This is a genomic window from Pseudomonas sp. 3296 (assembly GCF_031456615.1).
GTDB lineage: Bacteria > Pseudomonadota > Gammaproteobacteria > Pseudomonadales > Pseudomonadaceae > Aquipseudomonas > Aquipseudomonas mucoides.
On record NZ_JAVDUY010000004.1, the window covers coordinates 562353 to 576675 of the forward strand.

At 59.7% G+C, this 14323-nt stretch carries 13 protein-coding genes and 1 tRNA gene; 9 read left to right on the forward strand and 5 right to left on the reverse strand.

Annotated elements, in window-relative coordinates:
• Nucleotides 1-12 precede the first annotated feature (12 nt).
• On the reverse strand, nucleotides 13-1017 hold the full coding sequence (gene speB / locus J2X66_RS13855) for an agmatinase (protein WP_027924755.1): 1005 nt from the start codon (nucleotides 1015-1017) through the stop codon (nucleotides 13-15).
• Between the two features lie 151 nt (nucleotides 1018-1168).
• Between speB and J2X66_RS13860 the strand changes: the two genes are divergently transcribed.
• The 5 genes from J2X66_RS13860 (at nucleotide 1169) to lipA (ending at nucleotide 6753) form a co-directional block, all read left to right on the forward strand.
• Nucleotides 1169-2083, forward strand: coding sequence for a LysR family transcriptional regulator (locus J2X66_RS13860; RefSeq protein ID WP_310265149.1), 915 nt, complete (start codon nucleotides 1169-1171; stop codon nucleotides 2081-2083).
• A gap of 79 nt (nucleotides 2084-2162) precedes the next feature.
• Complete coding sequence (locus J2X66_RS13865; RefSeq protein ID WP_310265151.1) at nucleotides 2163-3671, forward strand: sigma-54-dependent transcriptional regulator; 1509 nt, start codon at nucleotides 2163-2165, stop codon at nucleotides 3669-3671.
• Nucleotides 3672-4006: 335 nt separating this feature from the next.
• The gene (gcvH, locus tag J2X66_RS13870) at nucleotides 4007-4390 is read left to right on the forward strand and encodes a glycine cleavage system protein GcvH (RefSeq protein ID WP_310265153.1); all 384 of its coding nucleotides are present in this window, start codon (nucleotides 4007-4009) and stop codon (nucleotides 4388-4390) included.
• Between the two features lie 33 nt (nucleotides 4391-4423).
• The gene (gene glyA / locus J2X66_RS13875; protein WP_310265155.1) at nucleotides 4424-5680 is read left to right on the forward strand and encodes a serine hydroxymethyltransferase; all 1257 of its coding nucleotides are present in this window, start codon (nucleotides 4424-4426) and stop codon (nucleotides 5678-5680) included.
• 92 nt (nucleotides 5681-5772) lie between these two features.
• Nucleotides 5773-6753, forward strand: coding sequence for a lipoyl synthase (lipA, locus tag J2X66_RS13880; RefSeq protein WP_310265157.1), 981 nt, complete (start codon nucleotides 5773-5775; stop codon nucleotides 6751-6753).
• A gap of 73 nt (nucleotides 6754-6826) precedes the next feature.
• On the opposite strand, the gene J2X66_RS13885 is transcribed toward lipA, so the two are convergent.
• Nucleotides 6827-6901: transfer RNA gene (locus J2X66_RS13885), tRNA-Gln, on the reverse strand.
• 261 nt (nucleotides 6902-7162) lie between these two features.
• Between J2X66_RS13885 and J2X66_RS13890 the strand changes: the two genes are divergently transcribed.
• Nucleotides 7163-7324, forward strand: coding sequence for a DUF2986 domain-containing protein (locus J2X66_RS13890; protein WP_194940313.1), 162 nt, complete (start codon nucleotides 7163-7165; stop codon nucleotides 7322-7324).
• A gap of 10 nt (nucleotides 7325-7334) precedes the next feature.
• Here J2X66_RS13890 and J2X66_RS13895 read toward each other — a convergent pair whose 3' ends face one another.
• On the reverse strand, nucleotides 7335-7790 hold the full coding sequence (locus J2X66_RS13895) for a helix-turn-helix domain-containing protein (RefSeq protein ID WP_310265160.1): 456 nt from the start codon (nucleotides 7788-7790) through the stop codon (nucleotides 7335-7337).
• Nucleotides 7791-7900: 110 nt separating this feature from the next.
• Here J2X66_RS13895 and J2X66_RS13900 point away from each other — a divergent pair, with 110 nt between their 5' ends.
• Nucleotides 7901-9142, forward strand: a complete 1242-nt coding sequence (locus tag J2X66_RS13900) for an MFS transporter (protein ID WP_310265163.1) — start codon at nucleotides 7901-7903, stop codon at nucleotides 9140-9142.
• A 100-nt stretch (nucleotides 9143-9242) separates the two neighbouring features.
• Here J2X66_RS13900 and J2X66_RS13905 read toward each other — a convergent pair whose 3' ends face one another.
• Nucleotides 9243-9602: a DUF6124 family protein gene (locus J2X66_RS13905; RefSeq protein ID WP_310265165.1), complete on the reverse strand. Its 360-nt coding sequence runs from the start codon at nucleotides 9600-9602 to the stop codon at nucleotides 9243-9245.
• Nucleotides 9603-10374: 772 nt separating this feature from the next.
• Between J2X66_RS13905 and J2X66_RS13910 the strand changes: the two genes are divergently transcribed.
• Entirely contained in the window at nucleotides 10375-11550 is a 1176-nt protein-coding gene (locus J2X66_RS13910; RefSeq protein ID WP_310265285.1) for a DUF2252 domain-containing protein, read from the forward strand.
• Nucleotides 11551-11757: 207 nt separating this feature from the next.
• The gene (locus J2X66_RS13915; RefSeq protein ID WP_310265167.1) at nucleotides 11758-13080 is read left to right on the forward strand and encodes a DUF1329 domain-containing protein; all 1323 of its coding nucleotides are present in this window, start codon (nucleotides 11758-11760) and stop codon (nucleotides 13078-13080) included.
• A 91-nt stretch (nucleotides 13081-13171) separates the two neighbouring features.
• Here the strand turns inward: J2X66_RS13915 and J2X66_RS13920 are convergent, their stop codons facing one another.
• Nucleotides 13172-14053 carry a metallophosphoesterase gene (locus J2X66_RS13920; RefSeq protein WP_310265287.1) on the reverse strand — a complete coding sequence of 294 codons (882 nt, stop codon included), beginning with the start codon at nucleotides 14051-14053 and terminating at the stop codon, nucleotides 13172-13174.
• Nucleotides 14054-14323 lie beyond the last annotated feature (270 nt).

The window sequence follows — 14323 nt, forward strand, 5'->3', positions numbered from 1 at the left end:
GCGGCGGTCAGTTCACGCCGATTCGGTGGTGGTTGCGCTCACGGCGTGCTTCGCCTGAGCCCGTTCATGGAAGATGAAACCGATACTGTTAAGCAGCAGTTGCGCCGCCAGAATCGAGGTCATACCGCTCGGGTCATACACCGGTGCAACCTCCACCAGGTCCATGCCGACAATGTTGCCTTTGCTGCGCTTGGCCAGGGCCTGGATGATTTCCAGCACTTCGTAGTAGAGGAAGCCGCCGTGGCTCGGGGTGCCGGTGCCGGGGGCGATGGACGGGTCGAAACCGTCGATGTCGATGGTGATGTAGTAGTTGATGTTCTGCGGGATCAGCGCCAGCACTCCTTCGACGCCGAGGCGACGGACATCCCTCACCGAGAGGATTTTCGAACCGGCGGCGTGGGCCGCTTCGTAGTCATCGCGGTTGGACGACGAGACGTTGCGAATGCCCATCTGGGTCATGCCGACAATGTGGTTCATTTCCGAGGCGCGGCGCAGCGGATTGCCGTGGCCGTAGCGCACACCGTGCCGTTCGTCGACGAAATCCAGGTGCGCATCGAAGTGGATGATGTGGATCGGGCCGCGGCCCTCGAAAGCTTTGATCACCGGCGCGTGCACCGAGTGGTCGCCGCCGAGCACCACCGGCATGACGCCGGCATCGAGGATTTTGCGCACAGCGTATTCGGTATTTTCGTTACTGGTGACCATATCGGTGTGCACGATGTCGGCGTCACCGACGTCGACCATGCGCACGTCGGCGGCGGTCAGGTACATCACGTCGTCTTCGTGGTCGTAAGCGCCGGCGTGGCCGAAGGAAAACAGCGTCGATGCTTCGCGAATCCCGCGTGGTCCGAAGCGTGCGCCGGAGCGCCACTGGGTGCCCATGTCATTGGGCACGCCGAGCACCGCGACGTCGGCATCCAGCGCGTCCCAATCGGTGCACACCGGGGATTTGCCAAAGGTGCAATGACCTACGAATGGCAGGTTCAGGCGACCGGATTCATAACCGTTATTCGACATTTCAAGCCTCTCCACTTTTTGTTATCGGCTGGGCGGACTGCAAGGCGACCGCCGTTGGAATGACTATGGGCGCAGGTTTCCGTGGAAAAAATGCTAAACATCAGATACTCATATCGGCATTACCGATGCATCCACGTGCGGGAGGTCCAAGGTGATTCAGCTACACGATGTCGATCTGAAATTGCTCAGGGTGTTTGCTACGATTGTGCGGTGCGGGGGCTTTTCCGCCGCGCAGGCCGCGTTGAACGCCGGTCAGTCGACGATCAGCGAACAGATGACTCATCTGGAAACCCGGCTCGGGGTCAAACTCTGCCAACGCGGGCGCAGTGGGTTTCGCCTGACCGAGCAAGGCGTGGCGATACATGAAGCCACCCAACGCCTGCTGTCGGCGGTGGAAAATTTCTGCATGGACGCCGACGTGCTCAAGCAGCACATCAGCGGCAAACTCAACCTGGGAATTATCGACACCACCATCACCGACCCCGATTCGCCGCTGCCACGCACCACTCAGCGCTTCGTGTCCCGGGGGCATGACGTGCACCTCAACGTCTACGTCGGCACCCCCGCCGAACTCGAAGAACGGGTGCTCGACGGCCGCCTGCACCTGGCCATCGGGCACTTCCCCATCCATGTACCGGGGTTGCTGCACACACCGCTGTATCAAGAGGCCTTGGGCTTGTATTGCGGGCGCCGACATCCGCTGTATGGCAACAAGGCCGAAGGCGACGAACTGCTCGAAGAAATCGCCGCCAGCCGGATTGTCGTGCGCGGCTACATGCAGCAATACGACCTCGAACATTTGGGGGTCAGCAAAGCCGCCGCGACCGTGGACAACATCGAGGCGCTGGCCATTTTGCTGATCTCCGGGGCCTACCTCGGCTTTCTGCCGGCGCACTTCGCCGCGCAGTGGATCAAGACCGGGGAGATGCACCAACTGGCGCCGAAAAGCCTGCAACTGGTGTCGCCGTTTGACGTGATTACCCGACGCGGCACGGCACCGCCGCCGATCCTCCAGGCCTTCCTGGAGGACCTGGCGGCCAGCGCGCGTAAAACCGCCAATGGCTGATCTGCGCTCGCCACACCCGCACAGTGCCCGGCATACTCATTGACGCAATCACCCCGCTCACCACCCTTGCAGGCCCGTTATGCGCATCCACGTCACCTTCATCGACCGCGTCGGCATCACCCAGGAAGTGCTGGCCCTGCTCGGTGGGCGCCGGTTCAATCTGGACGCCGTCGAGATGGTGCCGCCGAACGTTTACATCGATGCGCCGACCCTCGGTGCCGAGGTGCTGGAAGAGTTGCGTGAGGCCTTTCTCGGGGTGCAGGGCGTGCAAGCGGTGACGATGGTCGACATCCTTCCGGGGCAGCGCCGCAGCTTGCAACTCGATGCCTTGCTTGCGGCCAGCACTGACGCTGTTTTGGCCGTGGATGATCGCGGTGTTGTGCTGCTGGCCAACCCGGCGCTGATTGCGTTGTGTGGGCGTGAACCGGCCGGTGAATCGCTGACGACGTTGTTTGATGATCCGACCCTGCAACGCATGTTGATCGAACACCACTTCCGCCTGCCCATGCACGAGGTCAGCCTGGGCGGCCAGACGTTACTGCTGGACGCTATGCCGATCACCGACGCCGGCGCCCTGCTGACCCTGTATCACCCGAGCCGCATCGGCGAACGCCTGTCGGCGCTGCACCATGACCATGCCGAAGGGTTTGATGCGCTGCTGGGCGAGTCCCCGGCGATCCGCACGCTCAAGGCCCGTGCCCAACGTGTGGCCACCCTCGATGCGCCGCTGTTGATCCAGGGGGAAACCGGTACCGGCAAAGAGCTGGTCGCACGTGCCTGCCACGCGATCAGCACACGTCGGGAGGCGCCGTTTCTCGCGCTCAATTGCGCCGCGCTTCCGGAGAGCCTTGCCGAAAGCGAACTGTTCGGCTACGCCGCCGGCGCGTTCACCGGCGCCCAGCGCGGCGGCAAACTCGGCCTGCTGGAACTGGCGGATCAGGGCACGGTGTTTCTTGATGAAGTCGGTGAGATGTCGCCCTACTTGCAAGCCAAGTTGCTGCGCTTTTTGAGCGACGGCTGCTTCCGCCGGGTGGGCGGTGATCGCGAGGTCAAGGTCAACGTTCGGGTGCTGAGCGCGACCCACCGGGATCTGGAAAAAATGGTCAGCGAAGGCCACTTTCGCGAAGACCTGTTCTATCGCCTCAACGTGCTCAACCTGCAAGTACCGCCGCTGCGCGAACGCGGCCACGACATCCTGCTGATGGCCAATCACTTCATGCAACAGGCCTGCGCGCAGATCCAGCGCCCGGTCTGCCGTCTGGCCCCGAGCACCTTTGCCGCCCTGCTCGGCAACCGCTGGCCGGGCAATGTGCGCCAGTTGCAAAACGTGATTTTCCGCGCGGCGGCCATTTGCGAAAACCCGCTGGTAGACATCGACGATCTGGACATCGCCAGGACGGCGGTGGAGCGCCAGAACGACGGTGAAGTCGGCAGCCTGGAAGAAGCTGTCGAAGGGTTTGAAAAGCACCTGCTGGAGCAGCTCTACCGCAGCTACCCGTCCAGCCGCCTGCTCGCCGCCCGCCTGCAAACCTCCCACAGCGCCATCGCCATTCGCCTGCGCAAATACGGCATTCCCGCCAAGCCCTGAAACCTGCCCACCTCCCCAAACAACACAAATCCCCTGTGGGGTGCGGCAGACATGAGTGTTTGCAAATCGATACAGCGTATCGAATTCAAGACACACCCCTTCCACCGCGTGTTTTCTTGCCCTGCTCGCTACACGCCTCTTGCCCGTATTGATTTCAATACAGGCAACACCCTTTGTCTCTCAAAAAACAACTGTAAATCATTGATTTAAAACAACTAACAAACATTGGCACCACCTTTGCTATCACTCTCTGCAACCACGCTCGCTGCCCCGCACGAGCCTGTAAACGTCATCCGCCACCAGCAGCGGATGGGTCTGAACAATGAGGAGTGGGTATGAGCGAATTGCGTTTTACCGTCGATCACGAATGGCTGCGGCTTGAGCGTGATGGCCTGGTCACCGTTGGCATCACGCCGTACGCGCAGCAGGCGCTGGGCGATGTGGTGTTCGTACAGGTGCCGGAATTGGGGACGTTCGGCGCCGGTGATGAAGTGGCGGTGCTGGAGTCGGTGAAAGCGGCCAGCAACATCGGCATGCCGCTGGACGGTGAAGTGGTCGAGGTCAACGCGATGCTGGAATCCTCACCGGAACGGGTCAACGAAGACTCGCTGGGCGAAGGCTGGTTCTTTCGTTTCAAACCGACCGACGCCGAGGCCATTTACCACCTGCTGGATCAGGACGCCTACGTGCGCCTGACCCAGGAATCCGCCGAAGCCTGACCTCCCTTCCCGCTTACCACACAGGACACCACCATGTTCAGCAAACACGACCAGATCAAAGGCTACGACGACGAACTGCTGGCAGCGATGAATGCCGAAGACGCACGGCAGGAACACCACATCGAGTTGATCGCCTCCGAGAACTACACCAGTCAACGGGTGATGGAAGCGCAAGGCAGCGGCCTGACCAACAAGTACGCCGAAGGCTATCCGGGCAAGCGTTATTACGGCGGCTGCGAACACGTTGACGTGGTCGAGCAACTGGCGATTGATCGCGCCAAACAATTGTTCGGTGCCGACTACGCCAACGTCCAGCCGCACTCCGGCAGCCAGGCCAATGCCGCGGTGTTCCTCGCGCTGCTGCAAGCCGGCGACACCGTGCTGGGCATGAGCCTGGCCCATGGCGGTCACTTGACCCACGGGGCCAAAGTCAGCTTCTCCGGCAAGCTCTACAACGCGGTGCAGTACGGCATCGACACCGATACGGGGCTGATCAATTACGATGAAGTCGAACGCCTGGCGGTCGAGCACCAGCCGAAAATGATCATCGCCGGGTTCTCCGCTTACTCGAAGACCCTGGACTTCCCACGCTTCCGTGAGATTGCCGACAAGGTGGGCGCTTACCTGTTTGTCGACATGGCCCACGTCGCCGGGCTGGTGGCGACCGGTCTGTACCCGAACCCGATCCCCTTCGCCGACGTCGTCACCACCACCACGCACAAAACCCTGCGCGGTCCGCGTGGCGGCCTGATCCTGGCCAAGGCCAATCCGGAACTGGAGAAAAAGCTCAACGCCGCGGTGTTCCCCGGCGGCCAGGGCGGCCCGCTGATGCACGTGATCGCAGCCAAAGCGGTGTGCTTCAAGGAGGCGCTGGAGCCTGGTTTCAAAACCTATCAGGCGCAGGTGATTCGCAATGCCCAGGCCATGGCCAAGGTGTTTATCGACCGTGGGTTTGACGTGGTGTCTGGCGGCACCGACAACCACCTGTTCCTGGTCAGCCTGATCCGTCAGGGCCTGACCGGCAAAGACGCCGACGCCGCGCTCGGTCGAGCCGGGATCACGGTGAACAAGAACGCCGTGCCCAATGACCCGCAGTCGCCATTCGTGACGTCGGGGTTGCGCATTGGCACGCCGGCGATCACCAGCCGTGGTTTCAAGGAAGCGCAAAGTATCGAGTTGGCGGGATGGATCTGCGACTTGCTTGATCACCTCGGTGATGCCGATGTCGAGGCGCAAGTCGCCAAACAAGCCGCCGCCATGTGCAGCGACTTCCCGGTCTACCGCGACTGATCAGCCACCCCGTAATCCCTGTGGGAGCAAGCTAGCTCCCACATTGGGCTGTGTGTGGGCTCGCCTCTGCCTTCCGAAGAAAGAAAATACTCATGAACCCAATTGTGGAATCAACCAACCCCGCCCCGGCCAAAATGCAAGTCGGCGTCAAACTGCGCGGTGCGCAAAAGGTCGCGCGGATCCCGATCAAGATCATCCCGACCGATGAGTTCCCGCGCAAACCCGACTGGATCCGCGTGCGCATGCCGATCTCTCCCGAGGTCGACCGGATCAAACAATTGCTGCGCAAACACAAGCTCCACAGCGTCTGCGAAGAAGCTTCGTGCCCCAACCTCGGCGAATGTTTTTCCGGTGGTACCGCGACCTTCATGATCATGGGCGACATCTGCACCCGCCGTTGCCCGTTCTGCGATGTCGGCCACGGTCGGCCAAAACCGCTGGACGCCGATGAGCCGATGAACCTCGCCGTGGCCATCGCCGACCTGCGTCTGAAGTACGTGGTGATCACCTCCGTGGATCGCGACGACCTGCGCGACGGCGGCGCCCAGCACTTCGTCGATTGCCTGCGCGAGATCCGCAAGCTGTCGCCGGGCGTGCAACTGGAAACCCTGGTCCCGGATTACCGGGGGCGCATGGATGTTGCGCTGGCGATCACCGCGACGGAGCCGCCCGATGTGTTCAACCACAACCTGGAGACCGTGCCACGGCTGTACAAAGCCGCGCGGCCGGGTTCGGATTTCGAGTGGTCGCTGGATCTGTTGCAGACATTCAAGTTACTGGTCCCGTCCGTACCGACCAAGTCCGGCCTGATGCTCGGCCTTGGTGAAACCGACGAGGAAGTGATCGAAGTCATGCAGCGAATGCGTGAGCACGACGTCGACATGCTCACGCTCGGCCAGTACCTGCAGCCGTCGCGCAGCCATTTGCCGGTCCAGCGTTTTGTGCACCCGGACGTGTTCGCCTGGTTCGCCGAGGAAGGCGCAAAAATGGGCTTCAAGAACGTCGCCTCCGGCCCGCTGGTGCGCTCGTCTTACCATGCAGACCAACAAATGCAGGGTGCAAAGGCAGTCTGAGGTATGTCGCCTGGTAGAAAGTGACGGGCATAAAAAAACGCCAGACCCGATAGGATCTGGCGTTTCTTGAAGATGGCAGGGGCGGCTGGATTTGAACCAACGCATGGCAGGATCAAAACCTGCTGCCTTACCGCTTGGCGACGCCCCTGTAGCACTTGCTACGTGTGGGCGGGAATTTAACAACTTTTGCGCCGTCCGGGAAGCCCCTGCTTAAAATATTTTTCTTCTAAAACAGCCACTTAACATTAATAGACTTCAGATACAACGGGTGTTTCACTCGATTAAACCGGAGACTGATGACTGGTCACATCAGAGTTGTTGATGGGCATCGCGTATCAAGCGCATCACAGGATCTGAGTTAATATTCAAGGCGCGCCTCATTCAAGAATCTGCAAGCCGAGTAAAAAACATGAACCGCCGTAAAAAAATACAGCAGCTATTAAAGGCCCACGCCAAAAAGGCCAGCGCCAAACTGGCACCGCAAAGCAAGGAAAAATACATCAGCAAGGCTGACCGGTTGAAACTGGAGGCCGAGGCCAGTTCAGACTCAGCCGTTACCGCTGAAAGTTGATCGATACGTCTTAAACGCCGACAACCAGCCTCACCCTGTGGCAGTCAGAAGGCTCAAGTTTTTGACCGTTTGAAGAGCGAACTTCAAGCGGCATCAGCGGCTGGCCGAACTCGTTATCCAGCAGCACAGATCGCGTCTCCTGGGGCTGGAACAGAAAACGTTCGCCCCATTGCCTGATGCTGACCACAACCGGAAAGACCTCCCGTCCTTTTTCCGTCAGCACGTACTCCTTGTACGCGCTGCCATCTGACGCCGGTCGAATGTCGAAGACCCCGACTTCAACCAACGTTTTCAGGCGCGACGCCAGAATGTTTTTGGCCACGCCGAGACTCTTTTGAAATTCGCTGAATCGGCGAATGTCGTCAAATGCGTCACGAATGATCATCAGCGACCAGCGATCTCCGATGGCCTCCAGTGTTCTGGCGACCGGGCATTCGTTGCTTTGCGGTGAAACGTCTTCGACCATTTTTTTTGCCCTTCCAAAAGGTGGTTTTTCAGGTTGCAATTTGAAACCAGATGCAGCAACAATCGCATCCGGTTTTTATTTGAAACCAGATTAACACCCTGGAGGTGTGCATGACAGCCAAGGTCGACTTAACCACCCAACAACTGTTCACGCAGCCTGCGGGGCTTTCTCCGTCGCTCACGTTGTTGTTTTCTGTCACCTGCGCGCTGGCCGTCGCCAACGTTTATTTCGCCCAGCCTTTACTCGACTCAATGGCTCAGAGCCTGGGCGTGGAATCATCCATGATCGGGGTTGTGGTGACGGCCACTCAGGTCGGTTACGCGCTGGGGTTGCTGTTTATCGTGCCGCTCGGTGACTTGGTCAACCGCAAGCGGCTGATTCTTTCGCAAGTGTTGCTGTCTGCCGTTGCGCTCGCAGCGGTCGGCGCAGCGCAGCAATGGCTGGCCCTGTTAGGTGCGATGGTCGTGATGGGTTTGTTGGCCGTGGTCGTTCAGGTGCTGGTGGCTTATGCCGCCGTGCTGGCAACGCCCTCACAACGCGGGCATGCCGTGGGGACGGTCACCAGTGGCATTGTTCTGGGCATTCTTCTGGCGCGGTTTACTTCTGGCCTGATTGCGGACATTGCGGGCTGGCGCGCTGTGTACTGTGTGTCCTCAGGGTTGATGCTGACTCTTGCGGCGGTGTTGTGGCGAGTGGTGCCGGTCACGGCGTCGACAAGGCATGAAGAGTCCTACCTGACGCTCATCCGTTCTCTGTTCAAACTGTTCATCACCGAACCCGCGTTGCGTGTCAGGGGCTTGCTGGCCCTGCTGATCTTTGCCGCTTTTTCCGTGCTGTGGACCGCCATGGTGCTGCCGTTGAGCGCCCCGCCGCTGTCGCTTTCACACACGGCCATCGGCTTGTTTGGCCTGGCCGGCATCGCCGGTGCCCTGGCGGCCAGAAGAGCCGGTCGCTGGGCCGATCAAGGTCTGGGACAGCGGGTGACCGGGATTTCGCTGGCGCTCCTGACGTTGTCCTGGCTGCCCATCACGTTTGCCGAGACGTCCCTGATCGCACTGGTCTGCGGCGTCGTCCTGCTCGACTTCGCGGTGCAGGCCGTACACGTCACCAACCAGAGCATCATTTTCGTGGCGCGACCCGATGCCCAGAGTCGTATGGTCGGCGCCTACATGTGTTTCTACTCGGTCGGTAGCGCGCTGGGCGCCGCTGCCGCGACTCAGGTTTATGCGGTATGGGGATGGATGGCCGTCAGTTTGTTGGGGGCCTTGATCAGCGTGACTGCCTGGGTTGCTTGGTTTGTCACGTTGCAGCGGGTTTCGCAGCCGTGTCTGCCACTAGGACACCGTCCATGATGGCGAGGACTGCGGTCGAGCGCGACCCCGGCTCGAACGCAGCCTCGCGGGCTCGGCAGCGGCTACAAGATGGTGGTGTTAGCCTCGTCTGTAGCAGCGGTTACCTGGGTGGTTCTATTTTATCCAGCACGCCGTTTGCCGTGATTTCGGCCACCATGATGCTGTTTGAGATGCCCAGCAAGGCGTAGCGTGCCTCCCCCTCCAGATGATCCACCAAGTGATGGACCATCACGTCGATCGAGGCCAGTGTCTCGACCAAAAATACGCCCAGGGTTTCGGCGGTGGCGTGCGGGTCCACGGAAAACAGCGTGCTGCGGGTTCGCGGTTTGGCGTTGATATCAGCGTTCGACGGGAAATGGAAATTGAGGGCGCGTTCGGCGGCTTCGTTGAGTTTTTTTGAATCGGGTTCGTACGGGGATGCCGGATCAGTGTCCGGTGGGTTGGGTGTTACTTTGAACATATGCTCGCTTCCTTGATTGAGCGCCACCCTCCTGCGACTAAACGAGAGGGAGGCAGCTGTGCGCAGGTTAGTCGACCGGGGAAGCTAGCAAAGCCGGCGCGCCCGAGGGCGCCCTGCGCACAACCACCATCAAGTGCAGGCATGGGAATGCCTGACTGACAGAGCTAATGCACCTTACTTTTAACCCCGGGCGACTAAACCCGACCACTGATGGGCAGTGGCAGGGAAACGATAGAGGCCAGGGCCAAAGCAAACAAGCCGGCGGATTCTGTCTTACCCGTAGGCGATGGCGCAAGGCGTTGTAGCCTCTGAGTGGTAACGGAAGGCTTCATTTAAACGCGGGCGATTTTTCTTGTTTAAGACAGCCTTCGACTGAACACGCGTTGTACTAAGTGCTGCTACGCTTCAAACATTAACTTTCGCGCTTTCCAACACACTGGCGCACACACTCTCTGCAGGCTGATGGAACAGCCGAATGACCAGCTCCTGCGCCCAACCGAATCAGACTTCGTTGAGCAAAGGAGTGAACATGCCGCCCCGTAAAAACAAGCCTACCGACAGCAAGTCAGGGCAATCAAAAGACGACGGGGAAGAACGGGTCTTTCACTCACGCAAGGAGCGCCTGTACGCCGGTGAGCAGTTACGCGTGCGTCTGCCGCATGCCCTTCATGCCGAATGGAAACCCGCGCGCAAACACCGCGACCCTATCGCACTCCTCGAAGAGTCCAATCGCTATCGACTGCCCAATCTGGTGCCGGTGCGCTACGGGCGCATGCTGGCCAGTCCGTTCACCTTTCTACGCGGTTCTTCGGGGTTGATGGCGCATGACCTGGCGACGACCCCGACCACCGGCTTTCAGGTGCAGGCATGCGGGGATTGTCACCTGATGAATTTCGGGTTGTTCGCGACACCTGAGCGCAATCTGATCTTTGACATCAACGATTTCGACGAAACCCTCCCCGCCCCTTGGGAATGGGATGTCAAACGCCTGGCGATCAGTTTTGCCGTGGCCGCCCGCGACAACCGCCTCAGCGATAAAGCGGCAAAGATCTGCGCCGCCGAATGTGTGCGTGCCTACCGCGAGAGCCTGCGCAAATTTTCCAAGATGAGCCCGGTGGAGGTCTGGTACGACTGCCTGGACGCCCAAGCGATCATCGACATGGCGCCCAATGCTGAAATCAAGAAAATCCGTGAGCAATTGGTCGCCAAGGCCAGGCTGCGTGTTGGCGATTACCTTTACCCCAAAATCAGCGGTGAAGTCGGAGGGCGACGGCGCCTGATCGATCAACCGCCGATACTGTTTCATGTGTATGAAAAGGGCTTCGTGCGCAACGTCCATCTGGCGCTGCAGGATTATCGATTGTCGCTGCCCCATGAACGGCGCGTGCTGTTCGATCGCTACCGTCTCGAAGACATTGCCGTCAAAGCGGTGGGCATTGGCAGCGTCGGGACTTATTGTTTCGTCGGCCTGTTCTTTTCCGCAGAAAATCACCCGTTACTCCTGCAGTTCAAGGAAGCCTGTCCGTCGGTACTCGCGCCCTATGCCGGCAAGAGCGAATACGAGAATCAGGGACAACGTGTCGTCACGGGGCAGCGTCTGATGCAGTCGTCCAGCGACATCTTTCTGGGCTGGACACGCGGTCAGAACGGCCGCTATTTCTTTGTGCGTCAGTTGCGCGACATGAAAATGTCAGCACCCATCGAGGGCATTTCCGCCCCACGATTGAAAATGTACGCCGAGTGGTGCGGTCTGACCCTGGCCCGTTCCCACGCCAAATCCGGGGATGCTGCACTCATCAGTGGCTACCTTGGCAAGACCGACTCTTTCGACCAGGCCATCGGAACATTTGCCCTCACCTATGCCGATCAAAACGCAAAAGACCATGCCTCTCTGGTGGCCGCCGAGAAATCAGGGCGGATCATTGCGTTGAGAGAGGAAGAGTTTTGAGGCTGCGTTGCCGACGAGACAGTGTGCGTCTGTCATGAATAGCCAAGCGACTGTCGTCAAATGAAAAGCGCCCCCGATTTGGGGGCTTTTTAATGGGAGTCATAAAAAAGCATCTGGCGCTTGAGCCCGTCTGATCGCCCACAAGGTGAACACGATTGCTCCGCCTGAGCCACGAGTGGCCTGGTGCACTCAGCAGAGAATAACAATATGAAAAGCGTGAAAAGTCTTCTGGCTGCTTCACTCCTGATGACGCTGGCCATTAATGCCCAGGCCTATGTGTCGAGTCAGCAAGCTGCCGCACTGGGCACCAGCCTGACGCTGGTCGGTGCTGAAAAGGCCGGTAATGCCGATGGCTCCATCCCGCCTTATAGCGGTGGCTTGACCACTGCCCCGGCCAGTTTCAAGGTCGGCGATACCATGCGCCCCGATCCTTATGCGAACGAAAAACCGCTGCTGGTGATCAATGGCCGCAACGTTGATCAGTACAAAGGCATGCTGACGGCCACCACCGTCGAGTTGGCCAAGCGCTACCCCGGTTACCGCATCGACGTGTACCCAACCCACCGCACCGCATCGTTGCCGCAAACGGTGCTGGACAATAGCCGCACGAACGCCACCGTCGCACGGTCCCTCAATGGCGGGATTGCCTTCGACAATGTATTGCCCGGTGTGCCGTTCCCGATCCCGCAATCGGGTGCCGAGGCGATGTGGAATTTCCTGCTGCGCTACCAGGGCGTCAACATTCATTCCAAGTACGACTCCTGGAATGTCGACTCGGCGGGCGTGGCAAGCCTGGCCGTCACCGGCGAGGCCTTCGTCTCGTTCCCGATTTACGAGAACCTGTCCAAGCCCATCAACAACTCCGACCTCTACTACCAGTTGAAATTGTCCTATACCGGGCCTGCGCGGCGAGCCGGCGAGTCGATCATGCTCAAGAACGCCACCAACCCGCTGCAGCGTCCTGGCCGTGCCTGGCAGTACATGCCGGCCCAGCGCCGGGTCAAACAGATTTCAATCCTGGCCTACGACACCCCGAACCCCGGCACCGCCCGCGCCCTGGAACTGTATGACTGGACGCTGGTGGGCAAGCAAGAAATGATCGTGCCCTACAACACCTACAAACTGACCTACGCGCGGGAGGCCAAGTCGCTGACCACTCCGAACTACCTTTCCCCGGACTTCGTGCGCTGGGAGAAACATCGGGTCTACGTGGTGGAAGGCAACCTCAAGCCCGGTGCCAGTCACATCTACCAGAAGCGCCGCTTTTACCTGGATGAAGACACCTGGGCCGCGGTCGCCTCCGATCAGTACGACACGAGTGGCAAGCTTTACCGGGGCTCCTTCGCCTTCCTCAGCCAGAGCTATGACGAGCAGGTGCCGGATGCCACGCCTTTCATGACGTACGACCTGTCGCGCGGCTCGTACAACATAAATGGCGTGGTGGGCCCACATGGCGGGATTCGGTACATCCAGCCGCTGTCGACGGCGCAGTGGATACCGGAGTCGATGGCGGGTGCGGGCATTCGCTAGGTGCAGGGTGATCGGCAGGACTGCGGTCGAGCGCGACCCCGGCTCGGACGCGGCTACAAAAGGCAACGCCAATGGGCCCAGTTATCGGCGCCTATTGAGCCGACTGCGCGAGGGTCCCTTGGGAATCCTCGGGCCGTAGACAGCCTTTGGCCATCCACTGGCAGTCTCTGGCCCAGCGATAGCTGGTTTCCAGATCGCCTTGATCGTTGTAATACGCCAACCTCAATTGCTCGGCGTTCAGGTCGAGTTTGGCAAACCCGGCCCGCGACGCGGTGAACGCGCTATCGGGCGTCGGCGTATTCAGGGTATAGAGCTTCTGCCCTCCCGCACCGGAGATGACCCACGCTGGTTCCCCGGCTCTCAACAGCAATTGCTGATTGTGGTCATGGCCTGACAACAGCAAATCAACGTTGTTGCGCTGCAGCGCCGGCAAAAGCCTGGCAACCAGATCCGACTCCTCACCATGCTGGCCCTGATTGCGCACCGGGTGATGGGACGCTGCGATTCGCCACACCGGCGCCGGACCGGGTGCCTGGAATGCCTGATCAATAAAGTCGATTTGCTGCTGCAAACTTTCACGCGGCGCCGACGTGTCGAGGAACACCATGCGCACCAATGGGCGACCGTTGACTTCACCGAAATCCTTGGCGTAAAAACTCATCGGCATCTGCCAGCGGCCCGATCCCTTGTGTTGTTGTCCGTACTTGATCTCGTACTTTTGCGACACTGGGTAATCGTGATTGCCCAGCACCGCGTAGAACGGCACATGACTCAGCCAGTGGCCCCAATAAACACGCTCGAACCGGGTTTGCCAACTGGAGTCATGGGTACTGGCCAGCGACTTGCCGTAGAAGTTGTCGCCCAGGAACACCACCATGTTCAGGCGCCCCTCATTGGCGGCGACGCGTTCCATGGCCCGCCCTACCCGCCACTGCTGCAGGTCTCCGCTGCCTTGGTCGCCCACAGCGATCATCGACACCGACGCAGGGTCCAGGCTACTTAGCGGAACGTAGGGCGCTGGTGGTGTGTACAGCCAATAGCCACCCGCCATGGACAAACAGATAAAGGTGACGCCTGAGCACAGCGCGAGCCGTCTGAGCAGCAAACGTTTTGCAATCTTCGAGGGGGGCTTTGTGCGCTTCAAGGTGACTCACTGGGTGTCAGCGTTCGGAGGAAGTTCTGGTGAACTTTTCTCTTAATTGATCACACCAGTTGTTCACGCTTTGTTAAAAAATCGTGCGGT